The following is a 13087-nucleotide window of genomic DNA, read 5'->3' as shown; positions in this document are numbered from 1 at the left end:
GAGTTGGTCTCACATTAAAAAACCCGGCATGCCGGGTTTTTTAGGTTCGATAGTTAACTAATTAGTTAGCGCGACTACGGTATTCGCCGGTACGGGTATCAATCTCGATTTTGTCGCCCGTATTGCAAAATAGTGGAACTTGTAATTCATAGCCAGTAGCTAGCTTAGCATTCTTCAATACTTTGCCAGAGCTGGTATCGCCTTTCACTGCTGGCTCTGTGTAAATGATTTCACGAACCAATGAGTTTGGCATAGCTACTGAAAGTGCTTTACCTTCGTAAAACACAACCTCACAAGGCATGCTCTCTTCAAGATAATTCAGTGCATCACCCATGAACTCAGCTTCCACTTCATACTGGTTGTACTCAGTATCCATAAAGACATACATCGGATCAGCAAAATAAGAATAAGTACATTCTTTCTTGTCGAGAATCACAACATCAAATTTGTCATCAGCTTTGTATACACCCTCATTTGGCGCGCCTGTTAACAAATTCTTAAATTTCATTTTCACAACAGAGGAGTTGCGGCCTGAGCGGCTGTATTCGGCTTTTAAAACGACCATGGCATCAGTGCCGATCATTACTACGTTACCAACGCGGAGTTCTTGTGCTGTTTTCATATTGCTATTCCTGGGGGCAGAGCTATTTTTCTGCAGTTTTTATCAAAAACAAGATTGTAACCGCCCGCAAGCCTTTATTGCTTGGGATTAAGCGACAAAGCGGATTAAACGTGCTGGCAAGCCACCATCCCCTTGTTTTTTGAGTAAATGGGCTCGCCATTGCCCTGCATGGGTCTTCCAGCCATCCAGGCCATCAAGCCATTCACTGGGCATTGCCCAGGTCATCGCTGCAATCGTGGCAAGTCGGAGGGTTTGGTTAGCCTCCTCAAGATAGAGGTCCAGAAAAGCTGCTAATTTCACTTCATGAGCGCGATCCTCTTGAGGGTAAATGTGCCAAATAAATGGTTTCCCAGCTAACTGAGCGCGTACAAAAGAATCTTCACCACGCACGATATTGAAATCGCATTGTGAAAGGACCCAGTCGAAATCATCTTGGGAAACAAATGGCATCGATAACAATTGCAAATTATTTGGTAATGCGATTGGTTGCTCGCCATAGAGATTTAATTGCTCAGCATGTCCATGTGCCAACAAGATATCAATATCTTCGTCAAGCTGACCTAAATTTTCTAGCCATTTTTTTAAAGGAGCGCTTGGATAGCAAAAAATACTCATCCTCTTTGCATTTGGGCGGAGCTTTGACCAGATGATTTTTAGATCTTTTGGAATGTGCTTTTCAACTAGGTTGCATTCAGGTGGAATGGGGTCAAGTAATAGGCCACCCACTTCATCCTGAAATCCGGGAAAGAAAAAGTATTTTGGAATGCCATGAGACTGGGGCGATGCTTTGCCATGGAACTCGGTCACCCAGGGTTCAGCACTGAAATACTCTAAGTTAATAATGATCGGTTTTACGGGTGCGACAAATAGGCTGGCTAAATAGCGTTCTGGTAGTTCGCAGCCAAAGGCTTCAATGACAACACCTGGTGTTTGCACGGGATGCCGAGCATTGCTGTGACTGGCTTCCCATGGTTGGATATCAATTTTTTCTTTAGCAGACGAATCTACGCCTGATGAGAGTAAATTAAGGGTTGGTAAATCATCACAAAAAATACGGACCTCTTGTCCATGAATACTTGATAAGCTTCGGGCTAGACGCCAGCAAACACCGGCATCACCAAAGTTATCTACGATTTGACAGAAAATATCCCAACGCATGAGTAATTCGCTTTTCGAAACCCTTCAGAAGGATGTTAAACAGCTACCCGGTTTGCCGGGGGTGTATCGATTTTTTGATGAAGCGGGAAATATTCTGTATGTAGGCAAAGCTCGTAACCTTAAAAAACGTGTGTCTAGTTATTTTCAACGCACCCAATTATCACCGCGCATTGAACTCATGGTTGGCAAAATTGCCCGCTATGAAACTACGGTAACACGAACCGAAACCGAAGCTCTCATTCTAGAGAACAATCTTATTAAAGAGTTGGCTCCGCCATTTAATATTTTGTTTCGTGACGATAAGTCATACCCTTATGTGATGTTGACTGGACATCAATTTCCGAGGTTGGCCTCATACCGAGGAAAGGTTGATAAGCGCAATCATTATTTTGGACCATTCCCTAATAGCTGGGCAGTGCGAAATAGCGTACAGATCTTACAAAAAGTATTTCGGCTGAGAACCTGCGAGGATTCTGTGTTTAAGAATCGTAGTCGCCCTTGTCTTTTGCAGCAAATTCATCGCTGTAGCGCTCCGTGTGTTGGTCGTTTGAGTGCTGAGCAATATGGTCAAGATGTTGCTCAAGCTACTCGATTTTTAGAGGGTGATCACAGCCGAGTTTTATCCGAGCTTGAAAGAGAAATGCATCAGCATAGCGATGCTATGGAGTTTGAGATGGCAGCGGTACTACGCGATCGCATTGCTGATTTGTCTAGTGTTTTACAACAACAGGCAATGGATACGGTAGCTGAAGGTGAGGGTGATGTGGACATCATCGCTGTCGCACAAATGGAAGGTATGGTTTGCGTCAATCTTGCAATGGTGCGTGGCGGACGTCATTTGGGAGATAGGGCGTATTTCCCTAAGGGGTTGCGCACTACCTCCGGCAAGTTGCCATCTTCTGCAGAAATATTGGAAGCTTTTATTACTCAGCATTATCTTGAAGAGAGTGCTGAAAATGCGACTGGTAATTTAATTCCACCAGTATTAGTTTTAAATCACGCCTTGCAATCTGCAAACGATGATTTGACTCAACTGAATGAATCTCCCCCTGAAGATTTACATGAATTATTAAATGCTCAAGCGGGTAAAAAAATTACTTTCTTGCACCAACCTCAGGGACAAAGGCGCCACTGGCTTGCAATGGCCGAAGGCAATGCCAAAATTGCCTTGACTAAACGGCTGGTAGAAACTGGTGGGCAATTAGCCAGAGCGCGTGCTTTGGCTGATATCTTGAGTCTTGACTTAGAGAGTCTTGAACAACTCCGAATCGAATGTTTTGATATTAGTCATACCTCTGGTGAAGCTACGCAAGCTTCTTGCGTCGTGTATGCCAAGAATGCGATGCAGTCGAGTGAGTATCGACGTTTTAATATCAACGACATAACTCCGGGTGATGATTACGCTGCTATGCGACAGGTCTTGCATAGGCGGTACGCTAATTTCCAAGAGCTACCAGTAGAAAAAATTCCGCAAGTCATTTTGATTGATGGCGGTAAAGGTCAGGTCGAAATGGCGCGCCAGGTTCTATCCGAATTTGGCATGGATGTAGGATTGATCGCTGGTGTAGCCAAAGGTGAGGGGCGCAAGGTGGGCTTAGAAACCCTTATCTTTGCCGATGGTCGTCCCGCTCTGGAGTTGGGTATTGATAGTGCTGCTTTGCTATTGGTTGCTCAGATACGAGATGAGGCTCATCGTTTTGCAATTACTGGTATGCGGGCTAAGCGTGCTAAAACAAGAACGATTTCTCGTTTGGAAGAGATTGAGGGGGTTGGGGCTAAGCGTCGTCAAAAATTATTGGCGCGTTTTGGCGGTCTAAAAGGCGTTGCTAACGCCAGTATTGAAGAGATGGCTAGCGTTGAGAGTGTTTCTTTAACGCTTGCCGAACAAATATATCGCCAGCTTCACTAGGCCTTTAACCACTTGGTTTATGCTTAACGGATGCCTTTTAATATACCAATAGCCCTGACCTGGTTGCGTGTTGCAGCTATTCCATTGCTGGTGGCTGTTTTTTATCTTCCGAATAGTTGGCTGACCCCGTTTGAAAAGAATCTGATAGCAGCAGTCATCTTTATCTCTGCTGCAATTACTGATTGGCTAGATGGTTTCTTAGCTCGTCATTTAAAACAAGAATCTGCATTTGGTCAGTTTTTAGATCCAGTGGCGGATAAGCTAATTGTTGCAGCTGCTTTGTTGGTGTTGTTGAATATGGACCGAGTGCAGGTTTGGACGGCACTCATCATTATTGGTCGAGAGATTACGATCTCTGCATTAAGAGAGTGGATGGCTTTATTGGGTGCTGGTAAAAGTGTGGCCGTTCATATGGTCGGCAAGTTAAAAACGACTGCCCAGTTAGTTGCAATACCTTTTTTATTGCTGAATGACACTCTATTTGGTTGGCTCAATTGCGCTCAAGTGGGTACATGGTTAATTTGGATCGCTTTCTTTTTAACGCTTTGGTCGATGTTCTACTACATGAAAAAGGCTCTGCCGCAGCTAGTAGGAAAAATTGAATAGAGCCTAAAAAGCCCAACCAGCAAAGCCTTTCAAGGCAATTGCAAGCCCTCATTTTTTGGAATTTACAATGAATAATGCTTTCTTTGCGATTGTTTGTTAAACTATCGCCCTGTTATGCGGGAATAGCTCAGCTGGTAGAGCGATACCTTGCCAAGGTATAGGTCGGGAGTTCGAACCTCCTTTCCCGCTCCATGTTTGATGGGAAGCCCTAAAAAGCTTCCCATTTTTGATTCAAGTGTTTGGCGCGTTGGCCGAGTGGTTAGGCAGGAGCCTGCAAAGCTTCGTACGGGGGTTCGATTCCCTCACGCGCCTCCAGTAATTTGTCTTGACGAATTAGGTGCATCACCTAAAATACTTTTAACTAATGTGAGTAAAAGCGTCGACTACCTTTATATAAAGTGCACATGATCAAATACAGAACTCTTAAACTCAGCGCCCATGCATTGTTTTTGGCAACTGTATTGGGTGCTTGCGCCAGTTCTGGCGACTCTCCTTCTGGATCACCCCAGGAAGTTCAAGAAGTGCAAACGCAATTATTGGGCGATATGTTATTGCCACAAGGTGCACGTCTAAACGGATCTGATTCAATCATTATTGGTCGTGGCAATGAATGGGTAGGCAAGGCGACTGTCAATGCTCTGCAAGGCGCTATCGATGTTTATGCATTTTTTCAATCTGAGTACCCTAAGAATGGTTGGACAACGGTCACTGCAGTGAAGGCAAAAACTAGTATTTTAGTTTTTACAAAGGGTGATAGAACTGCAACTGTAGAAATTGTGGATAGTTCTCTCGGCGGACCAAAATCAGTCATTATTATTACTTCGTCACCAAAGAATGCAAACGTAGTAGCTCCTGTCCGTAAGTAAGGAAGTTACCAATCAATCTGCTGATTGATGAAATTAAAAAAGGCCTCTAATAAGAGGCCTTTTGTTTCAAGGGGCTGCCTTATAGTCCTTCAGCTCGAATCAGACCAACTGCCTGGCCTTCAATTGCAAAATTAGGCTGACGATCGTCTACCAAAATATTTTTGAAGTCTGGATTTTCTGCTTGTAACTCAATGACCATGCCGTTGGCAGTTTTCTTTTGTTGCCAACGCTTGACCGTAACTTCGTCATCTAGGCGAGCTACTACGATGTCACCATTGCGAACTTCAGTCGTTTTTCTCGCTGCCAAGTAGTCGCCATCCAAAATTCCTGCATCACGCATGCTCATACCTTTTACTTTTAATAAGTAATCAGCACCCTTGCTAAATAAGCTCGGGTCAATAGGCACATGTTTTTCAATATGTTGTACAGCCATGATCGGTGATCCAGCAGCAACACGTCCAATTAAGGGTAATGTCAGTTGCTGAAGTGTTCCTGATGGCAAAGATAATTGACGATATTTATTGCTGTTATGTGATTGATTGAATCGTTGCGGGATACGAATGCCGCGTGATGTGCCAGGTGTTAGTTTGATATAACCTTTTTTTGCTAATGCACGTAAATGTTCCTCAGCTGCATTTGCAGAGGCAAATCCGAGTTGGGTCGCAATCTCTGCTCGCGTTGGCGGCAGGCCGCTCTCATCGATAGCCTTGGTAATTAACTCCAATATCTCATTCTGACGCGGAGTGAGTTTGGGGAGGGCAGTCAGCTCCTCCGGGAAATCGACTGTGTTTATGTCCATACTGGGATTGTATACAGCAGTTTTTGATATATCAAGCAATTTAGAGGGGATAATGAAGGAATGAGCTCAATTCAAAATAATGCACAAAATTCACCCCATATCTTAGTTTTAGGGATGATGGGAGGCACGATTGCTGGAATCGCTGCTAGACCAGATGAAAATCCCATGCAATATGAGGCTGGGCGTGTTGAAATTGCTTCCTTGTTGACGCACATTCAATCGGCCATCCCTGAAGAAATTAAGCTAGTTGCTCAGCAGGTTGCCAATATCAACAGTCGCAATCTCACGGAGCCTTTATTGAGCCTGCTTGGTGAGATTGTGAGGGCTGCCATTGATAACACCTTGGTCAAAGGGATAGTGATCACTCACACGGAACCGATACGATTGAAGAAACCGGAGTCTTTTTGCAGCTTACCTGTGGAAAATTTGCTCAAAATTTGGGCAAAAGAGTCATCCTGACCGGCGCGATGTTGCCAGCTAATGCCCCCAAGCAGATGGGCCGTCAAATCTGCTAGATGCAATTCGCTGGGCTTCAACCTCCATTGACAATTGCCCTGGTGGCATCTACGCGGTTATGGACGGTCGCGGTTGTATGGGGCATGGATCTTTCAAAACGACACGGTAGGGCTCTAAATGCACCTATTCAGGCTTCACCCAGTAGCTCCGTTGGATTATTAATCCATCTTGGCTCTCGGGCGTGAAAGCGGTTCAGGCGCTTGGATCGAGGATTTGCCCATTCCAAAGGCAAATGAGTGGCCTTGGGTAGAAATATTAACGAGCCATGCGGGCGCACGCTCTGAAACCATCACCCACTGGTTTGAACTCAAGGTAGAAGGGGTTAATTCTTGCTGGGACACGGGTATAGGCGGCTTTCATGATGCCTGGAAGGAATCCTTAATAAGCAGCAGTCAAGCACGGTATTGCCTTGGTTAGAACAAGCAGAACCGGGGCGGGAGAAACGGTTGTTGACTTACCGGAGGTCGATATTTCTGGATGCCTAGCGTCAGGCAGTCTGTCGGCTCCTAGGGCCAGAATTGCCCTGCAGTTGTCCTTGAATGCTGAAAAACAAGCTCAATCAGCAGGTAAATCCCTGACTTGGCAGGAATTTTTTGCTAGAATAGCAGCCTTGTCAGTAATTCGGTAAGCGCTGAAAAGCGGCTGTAAAAGTGTTGTATGCAGTACCTACAATTTGTTACTACCTTGTCACATTGGCGCTGAGTTCACAACCATCAGAGCTTAGCAAGACGCCCAGGTGACTTTATCCTTAAGGAGTGTTAGATGCGTCATTATGAAATCGTCTTTATCGTCCATCCGGACCAAAGCGAGCAAGTGCCAGCGATGATCGATCGTTACAAAGCTACATTAGCAGCTGCGGGCGGCAAAATTCATCGTATTGAAGATTGGGGTCGTCGTCAGATGGCTTACATGATCGACAAGCTTGCTAAAGCCCACTACGTTTGCATGAATATTGAGTGCGACCAGAAAACTCTGGAAAAGCTTGAGCATGCGTTCAAATTTAACGATGCTGTTTTGCGTCACCTCATCATCAAGACTAAGAAAGCTGAAACAGAGCCTTCCATCATGATGAAAGAAGTGCAACGTGAAGAAGCGCGCAAATCAGCCCAAGCCGACGCTCCTGTAAGCGGCAGCCTAAGTTAGAAATTTGAAGAGGAATACACAGACTAGAAAGCGTATCAGAGAAGCGGAACGGCGTTGAATCATTTCAACCTAACTGCAATCTTGGTATCTAAAGACGCGATTCGATTTACACCAGCAGGAATACCGGTGATGCATTGCCAGCTAGAACATAGCGGACAAGCAAACGAGGTAGGAGTGGCAAGGAAAATTCAGATGATCGTTGAAGCCATCACAATCGGTCCGGTACAAAAGGATTTAGAGCGAATGGATTTAGGTGCTGAAGCAGTGTTTGAGGGATTCTTAGCGCCCAAGACTCTACGTAATCAAAGACTTGTTTTCCATATTACCCATATTCAATTGAAAAATTAAAGAGGAAATCATCATGGCGTTTGGAAAGAAACCCGATTTCAAAAAGAAACCAGCTCAGAACCCATTGTTCAAGCGTAAGCGTTATTGCCGTTTCACTGTTGCTGGCGTAGAACAGATTGACTACAAAGATGTAGATACATTGAAGGATTTTATTGGCGAAAACGCCAAGATCACTCCTGCTCGTTTGACAGGCACAAAAGCTAAATATCAGCGTCAGTTGGACACTGCTATCAAGCGTGCTCGTTTCTTGGCTTTGTTGCCATTCTCCGATCAACATAAGAAATAATTAGGAGCCCTCAATGCAAATCATTCTTTTAGAAAAAGTAATTAACCTGGGCAACCTTGGTGACATCGTTCGCGTTAAAGACGGTTACGCTCGCAATTTCTTAATCCCGCAACGTAAAGCTCGTCGTGCAACTGATGCAGCAATTGCTGACTTTGCAGTTCGCCGTGCTGAATTGGAAAAAGTGGCTGCTGAGAAATTGGCTGCTGCTGAAGCGGTTGGCGCAAAGCTTAAAGACTTGGTTCTCGAAATCGGTCAGAAAGCTGGAGTTGACGGTCGCTTGTTTGGTTCTGTAACCAACCATGACATCGCTGATGCGTTGAAAGCTAAAGGCTTCACAATTGAGAAGTCTTCAGTACGTTTGCCTACCGGCCCATTGAAAATGGTTGGTGATCACCCTGTGGCGGTTGCTGTTCATACCGGCGTCATTGCAGACATCACTATTCGTGTGGTTGGCGAGCAAGCTTAAGTTTTAAAACTTGTAAACTAGCCTCATGGCTGAATCCCGTTCACGTTCCGTTACGCTGAATCCCAGCATGATGGGTTCTGGGGATGCAGTCGTGCAGGCTTTAAAAGTTCCGCCGCATTCAGTAGAAGCCGAGCAGTCTTTGCTCGGCGGTCTACTGATCGATAACTCCTCTTGGGATAACCTTGGCGGAGTATTAAACGACAAAGATTTTTATCGCCCTGAACATGCTCTGATCTATAAGGTCATCGCACGTTTGGTTGGCGACAATCATCCTGCTGACGTCATCACTGTTTATGACGCGATTAAATCTGAGCAGGGTGGTGACTTAGTCAGTATTGACTACCTTAATTCTCTTGCGCAAAACACTCCTAGTGCAGCCAACATTAAAGGTTACGCTGATATTGTTCGTGACCGCAGTATTTTGCGCCGCTTGATTGAAGCTTCTGACAGCATTGTTAATTCTGTATTTGTGCCAGAAGGTCGTACTGTTAGAACGCTTTTGGATGAAGCAGAGTCACGTATTCTCCAGATTGGTGAAGAGGGTAGTCGTAAGGCTGATTACCTCGAGATTGAACCTTTATTAAAAACCGTGGTTGCTCGTATTGATGAGCTTTATAACCGTCAAGGCGGAAGCGATATTACGGGTATAGCAACTGGTTTCTTGGATTTAGATAAACAAACTAGCGGTTTACAAAAAGGTGACTTGGTCATTGTTGCTGGAAGACCCTCGATGGGTAAGACAGCCTTCGCATTAAATATTGCTGAGAATGTCGCCCTAGCTGAAGGTTTACCAGTTGTCGTGTTCTCCATGGAGATGTCAGGCGAACAGTTGGCTGCCCGTTTGCTTGGATCGGTAGGGCGCGTTGATCAAGGTCGTATGCGCACTGGTAAGTTGCAAGATGATGAGTGGCCACGCGTAACGGATGCGATTGCGCGTTTAAGCAATACTCAAATTTTGATAGATGAGACCGGTTCTTTATCCAGTCTAGAACTGCGTGCACGTGCACGTCGTATCGCCAGAAACTTTGGTGGCACTCTTGGTTTGGTGGTGATTGACTATTTGCAGTTGATGAGTGGCTCAGGTTCGGAAAATAGAGCAACAGAAATTTCTGAAATCTCTCGCTCGCTCAAGTCTATTGCAAAAGAATTGCAGTGTCCCGTAGTGGCGCTCTCGCAGTTAAATCGTGGTCTGGAGCAACGTCCTAACAAGCGCCCGATTATGTCTGATTTGCGTGAATCCGGCGCTATTGAGCAAGATGCTGACCTAATTATGTTTATCTATCGTGATGAGGTTTATCACCCAGATACCACTACCGACAAAGGTGTAGCAGAGATCATCATTGGTAAGCAACGTAATGGCCCGATCGGTACAGTGCGCTTAAGCTGGCAAGGTCCATATACCAAGTTTGACAACTTGGCGATGGGGTCTATTGGATACTCTTTTGGTGGTTACGAGCCGTTCTAAGTAAATGCAAAATTAAACAGATAAAGAAAAAGCCTCGCATGCGAGGCTTTTTCATGAGGCAGAGAAAAATTACTCTGGGTAATCTTACTTACCGCCTTCACACTTTTTAATCGAGCAGCCTTTGTAGCGCCATAGAGTGGCTTACCATCTTCTTTACTAACTGCTTTAGCTTCACAAGCTGCTTGATCGGCAAAGGCCGCGGTAGGAATCGCAAAACTGAGTGCAATACTTAAAGCGATGATGATTTTTTTCATACCCATTCTCCTTAGTAATTGTGGATTTACTTCTACGGCAAATAGACACTACGTTCATTCTAATATTAAAAATTAATTCTGCTTCACAATCATATTCTGTGAGGCTACTGGCGCTGGGAATTCAGCTGCAGCAAGAGATTCACTCATGATGCGGTTGCTATCAAAATATACCTGCCAATAAAAATCATTACTGCAATATGGGCGCACAGCTAAGACGGGGCCAACTAGATTGAACTCTAGAATATTCACCTCAACCGCTGGATCCTGCAGAACATTGGGAATAGTGGCAATCTTTTCACGTAGCAAAGCCATCGCAGCATTTTGATCTGTTGCACCAGAAAGTTGACATTTAAGATCAACACGACGATAAGGGCTATGACTAAAGTTTTGGATAGTGTCACCCAAAATCTTGGTGTTACCAATCATGGTGGCAATATTATCTGGCGTATAAATGGTTGAAGAAAATAGACCAATTTCTTTCACTGTGCCAGTTACTCCACCTGCCGTAATAAAATCGCCCACTTTAAATGGACGCAATACGATTACAAAAACACCTGCCGCAAAATTCGAGAGTAAACCTGCCCATGTTGCTCCAATGGCAACACCAGCGGTAGCAATTAAAGCGGCAAAGCTGGTTGTTTGAATTCCAAAATAACCAAGAATTCCAACAACAAGAAGAATATTCAAAGTTACTGAAACGACTGAGCCCACATAACGCAGGATGGTGGTGTCTAATTTCTGTGCCTCTAGGCCTTTGCGAATAATGCTCAATGCGATGCCAATTAACCAGCGACCAATTACCCAAAAGGCAATCGCAACCAAAATCTTTAGGCCAATATCAGTGGCGGCGGTAACCAATATCTCTTGAATACGGTTTAAATCTATTTCTTTCATTGCTACTTTCCAATCTCATTACGATAAAAATATCTTAAAGCCTAAGAAATGATTATTTCCTATAAAAGAGCGATTAGGTATTAGCCCTAGGGTTAATAGATGTTCACTTTATAGGTAATTATGATTCTTATGAATAAAAATTTAAAATTAATATCACAATAAAAAATTAATTAATCCCTTCTCATGAAATACCTTCAATCTCAAAATATCCATCGGCGTTTTTGTATTTTTCTTGTGCTAACAGCGCTAACATTCATTTTAGAATTCGGTGTTTCATATGCATAAAGTAATGCTAAATGTATTTTGACGGGTAATAATAATGCTGTCTCTACCCCGACAGTTCCTGGTACGTATACATATACACCTACTGGCGGCGAAAATATTACTTGTATGCCGATTAATGCAGGCGCTACATCTCCAGAGACAGTAGCAACGGGCGGCGGCGTTACATCTCCCACGAATACTACTCAAGGAAATGGTGTAACTGTTACCGTTACTTCTGGGACTGTTTATACTGTTGTTGGTTCAACCATTGGATTAGGAAGTGGAGCTACTGTAAATAATTCCGGCACACTAAATATCAGTTCATTTTTTAATGGATATGGTATTTCTGCTGGTGCAAACGGTCGTTCACAGGCAGGTGGCAATAGTTTGAATAACCTCGTTGGGGGCCAAATTATTACTGCAGGTGGCAATGCAGTAAGTATTTATGTTAGTGCTACTAATTCAAGTTCCACTGCAAATACGCTAAGTAATGCTGGCTCAATTACTACTTCTGGAGCTAATTCGGCTGGTATGCGTTTGAATTCTGGCGCAACTAATACTAGCTCTGAATACGATCACGAATACGGGCACGATTACAACAAGCGGTACAGCGGCATATGGTATTCAGGTCTCTGGTGTTGGTGCGGTTAGCGTTCTGAATACCGGCTCCATCAATACCTCTGGCGCAAATTCATTTAGCATCTTTAATACCGGCAACATTGTTAGTTTGTCCAACTCTCAAGGTGAGTCTACCCCACTCACATATTCTGGGATCCTACCAACTAATTACAACGTGATTGTTTTCTAGTCCGTCCAGCTACGGTAAGTTGGACGTTAGTGCTGGAGCTGTTACAGGTGTTATGAATTTCAATATTAATAGCGCCTCTTCACTGACTTATAACAATACGTATGCAACAGTATTAAATGGATTAAAGCTTAATAATCTAGGTAATTCATATAGAACATTTACCTCGGGGGGTAATGTTTATCAATGGGCTTTGGTGCATCGCGTGGGTGGCCCAGCTACTCAGACTGATCTTGTGATTCAACCCGCTCCTCTATCATCAGCGCCTCCAACCTTGGCAGAGTTGAAAGCGGCTTTATTAGCAGATTCCTATTTGATTGCCCCTATAAATTGCGACACTCAAGCTTCTGTAGCTGCATTAGGGAATAGTCTTCAAGGTTTGTTTGCTATGCAGTCAGCCGGTGTAATTAATGGCATGACTTACGATTGCTCATTGTTTGGCCCCAACAATATTTGCGTCTCTGCAGGTGGTCGATTTACTGGTATTAGTGCATTTCCAAATAACACTGTTAGCGCACTGATTATTAGCGCTTATCGCTTTTCGCCTAATTTGCGATTTGGGGGTTATCTAGATCAAAACCTTTCGCAAAGTACACCAGGAGGGATTGCTCAGCTTAATAATGGTCCAATGGTGTCGGTGTATTTGGGGTATGGTCACAAAGTCAGGATGGCACTGGTTTAGAGGT

At 44.2% G+C, this 13087-nt stretch carries 19 protein-coding genes and 2 tRNA genes; 16 read left to right on the top strand and 5 right to left on the bottom strand.

Annotation, left to right across the window (positions count from 1 at the left end; translation table 11 throughout):
* Positions 1–61: 61 nt before the first annotated feature.
* Together efp and earP are read right to left on the bottom strand one after the other, a co-directional pair.
* Entirely contained in the window at positions 62–622 is a 561-nt protein-coding gene (efp, locus tag DXE37_RS08680) for an elongation factor P (RefSeq protein WP_114637212.1), read from the bottom strand.
* 87 nt (positions 623–709) lie between these two features.
* A complete protein-coding gene (gene earP, locus DXE37_RS08675) occupies positions 710–1780 on the bottom strand; it encodes an elongation factor P maturation arginine rhamnosyltransferase EarP (RefSeq protein ID WP_114637211.1) in 1071 nt (356 codons plus the stop codon).
* On the opposite strand from earP, the gene uvrC reads away from it, so the two are divergent.
* The 5 genes from uvrC (at position 1779) to DXE37_RS08650 (ending at position 5161) form a co-directional block, all read left to right on the top strand.
* Positions 1779–3689 (top strand): excinuclease ABC subunit UvrC, encoded by a 1911-nt coding sequence (gene uvrC, locus DXE37_RS08670; RefSeq protein ID WP_114637210.1) that lies wholly within the window; start codon positions 1779–1781, stop codon positions 3687–3689. The genes earP and uvrC overlap by 2 nt on opposite strands.
* Before the next feature lie 30 nt (positions 3690–3719).
* The gene (pgsA, locus tag DXE37_RS08665; protein ID WP_114637209.1) at positions 3720–4295 is read left to right on the top strand and encodes a CDP-diacylglycerol--glycerol-3-phosphate 3-phosphatidyltransferase; all 576 of its coding nucleotides are present in this window, start codon (positions 3720–3722) and stop codon (positions 4293–4295) included.
* Positions 4296–4411: 116 nt separating this feature from the next.
* Positions 4412–4487 (top strand) — tRNA-Gly (locus DXE37_RS08660).
* 49 nt (positions 4488–4536) lie between these two features.
* Positions 4537–4610: transfer RNA gene (locus DXE37_RS08655), tRNA-Cys, on the top strand.
* Positions 4611–4699: 89 nt separating this feature from the next.
* Positions 4700–5161 carry a hypothetical protein gene (locus DXE37_RS08650; protein ID WP_114637208.1) on the top strand — a complete coding sequence of 154 codons (462 nt, stop codon included), beginning with the start codon at positions 4700–4702 and terminating at the stop codon, positions 5159–5161.
* Between the two features lie 79 nt (positions 5162–5240).
* Here the strand turns inward: DXE37_RS08650 and lexA are convergent, their stop codons facing one another.
* Positions 5241–5960 carry a transcriptional repressor LexA gene (lexA, locus tag DXE37_RS08645; protein WP_114637207.1) on the bottom strand — a complete coding sequence of 240 codons (720 nt, stop codon included), beginning with the start codon at positions 5958–5960 and terminating at the stop codon, positions 5241–5243.
* Positions 5961–6020: 60 nt separating this feature from the next.
* Between lexA and DXE37_RS11755 the strand changes: the two genes are divergently transcribed.
* The 9 genes from DXE37_RS11755 (at position 6021) to dnaB (ending at position 10184) form a co-directional block, all read left to right on the top strand.
* Entirely contained in the window at positions 6021–6419 is a 399-nt protein-coding gene (locus DXE37_RS11755) for an asparaginase domain-containing protein (protein ID WP_197713184.1), read from the top strand.
* On the top strand, positions 6398–6475 hold the full coding sequence (locus tag DXE37_RS14430) for a hypothetical protein (RefSeq protein ID WP_415067149.1): 78 nt from the start codon (positions 6398–6400) through the stop codon (positions 6473–6475). Before DXE37_RS11755 ends, DXE37_RS14430 begins: the two co-directional genes overlap by 22 nt.
* Before the next feature lie 169 nt (positions 6476–6644).
* Positions 6645–6893: a hypothetical protein gene (locus tag DXE37_RS12975; RefSeq protein ID WP_231971288.1), complete on the top strand. Its 249-nt coding sequence runs from the start codon at positions 6645–6647 to the stop codon at positions 6891–6893.
* On the top strand, positions 6886–7104 hold the full coding sequence (locus tag DXE37_RS12970; protein WP_231971287.1) for a hypothetical protein: 219 nt from the start codon (positions 6886–6888) through the stop codon (positions 7102–7104). The genes DXE37_RS12975 and DXE37_RS12970 overlap by 8 nt, the downstream gene beginning before the upstream one ends.
* Before the next feature lie 134 nt (positions 7105–7238).
* The gene (rpsF, locus tag DXE37_RS08635) at positions 7239–7619 is read left to right on the top strand and encodes a 30S ribosomal protein S6 (protein WP_114637206.1); all 381 of its coding nucleotides are present in this window, start codon (positions 7239–7241) and stop codon (positions 7617–7619) included.
* Between the two features lie 54 nt (positions 7620–7673).
* Entirely contained in the window at positions 7674–7967 is a 294-nt protein-coding gene (gene priB, locus DXE37_RS08630) for a primosomal replication protein N (protein WP_114637205.1), read from the top strand.
* 13 nt (positions 7968–7980) lie between these two features.
* The gene (rpsR, locus tag DXE37_RS08625; RefSeq protein ID WP_076022861.1) at positions 7981–8253 is read left to right on the top strand and encodes a 30S ribosomal protein S18; all 273 of its coding nucleotides are present in this window, start codon (positions 7981–7983) and stop codon (positions 8251–8253) included.
* Positions 8254–8266: 13 nt separating this feature from the next.
* Entirely contained in the window at positions 8267–8719 is a 453-nt protein-coding gene (gene rplI / locus DXE37_RS08620) for a 50S ribosomal protein L9 (protein ID WP_114637204.1), read from the top strand.
* Positions 8720–8744: 25 nt separating this feature from the next.
* Positions 8745–10184, top strand: a complete 1440-nt coding sequence (dnaB, locus tag DXE37_RS08615; RefSeq protein WP_415066967.1) for a replicative DNA helicase — start codon at positions 8745–8747, stop codon at positions 10182–10184.
* On the opposite strand, the gene DXE37_RS10880 is transcribed toward dnaB, so the two are convergent.
* Both DXE37_RS10880 and DXE37_RS08610 read right to left on the bottom strand, forming a co-directional pair.
* Positions 10181–10438: a hypothetical protein gene (locus DXE37_RS10880; protein ID WP_162786111.1), complete on the bottom strand. Its 258-nt coding sequence runs from the start codon at positions 10436–10438 to the stop codon at positions 10181–10183. The genes dnaB and DXE37_RS10880 overlap by 4 nt on opposite strands.
* Before the next feature lie 72 nt (positions 10439–10510).
* Positions 10511–11332 (bottom strand): mechanosensitive ion channel family protein, encoded by an 822-nt coding sequence (locus DXE37_RS08610; RefSeq protein WP_114637203.1) that lies wholly within the window; start codon positions 11330–11332, stop codon positions 10511–10513.
* A gap of 303 nt (positions 11333–11635) precedes the next feature.
* On the opposite strand from DXE37_RS08610, the gene DXE37_RS08605 reads away from it, so the two are divergent.
* Positions 11636–12247 carry a hypothetical protein gene (locus DXE37_RS08605; RefSeq protein WP_162786247.1) on the top strand — a complete coding sequence of 204 codons (612 nt, stop codon included), beginning with the start codon at positions 11636–11638 and terminating at the stop codon, positions 12245–12247.
* Positions 12248–12393: 146 nt separating this feature from the next.
* Positions 12394–13083: a hypothetical protein gene (locus tag DXE37_RS08600; RefSeq protein ID WP_162786246.1), complete on the top strand. Its 690-nt coding sequence runs from the start codon at positions 12394–12396 to the stop codon at positions 13081–13083.
* The last annotated feature ends 4 nt before the right edge of the window (positions 13084–13087 follow it).

The sequence above is a fragment of the Polynucleobacter necessarius genome (assembly GCF_900095205.1).
Taxonomy (GTDB): domain Bacteria; phylum Pseudomonadota; class Gammaproteobacteria; order Burkholderiales; family Burkholderiaceae; genus Polynucleobacter; species Polynucleobacter necessarius_E.
The sequence above is the reverse complement of the archived record's forward strand: the minus strand, read 5'-3'. Positions and strand labels throughout refer to the sequence as shown.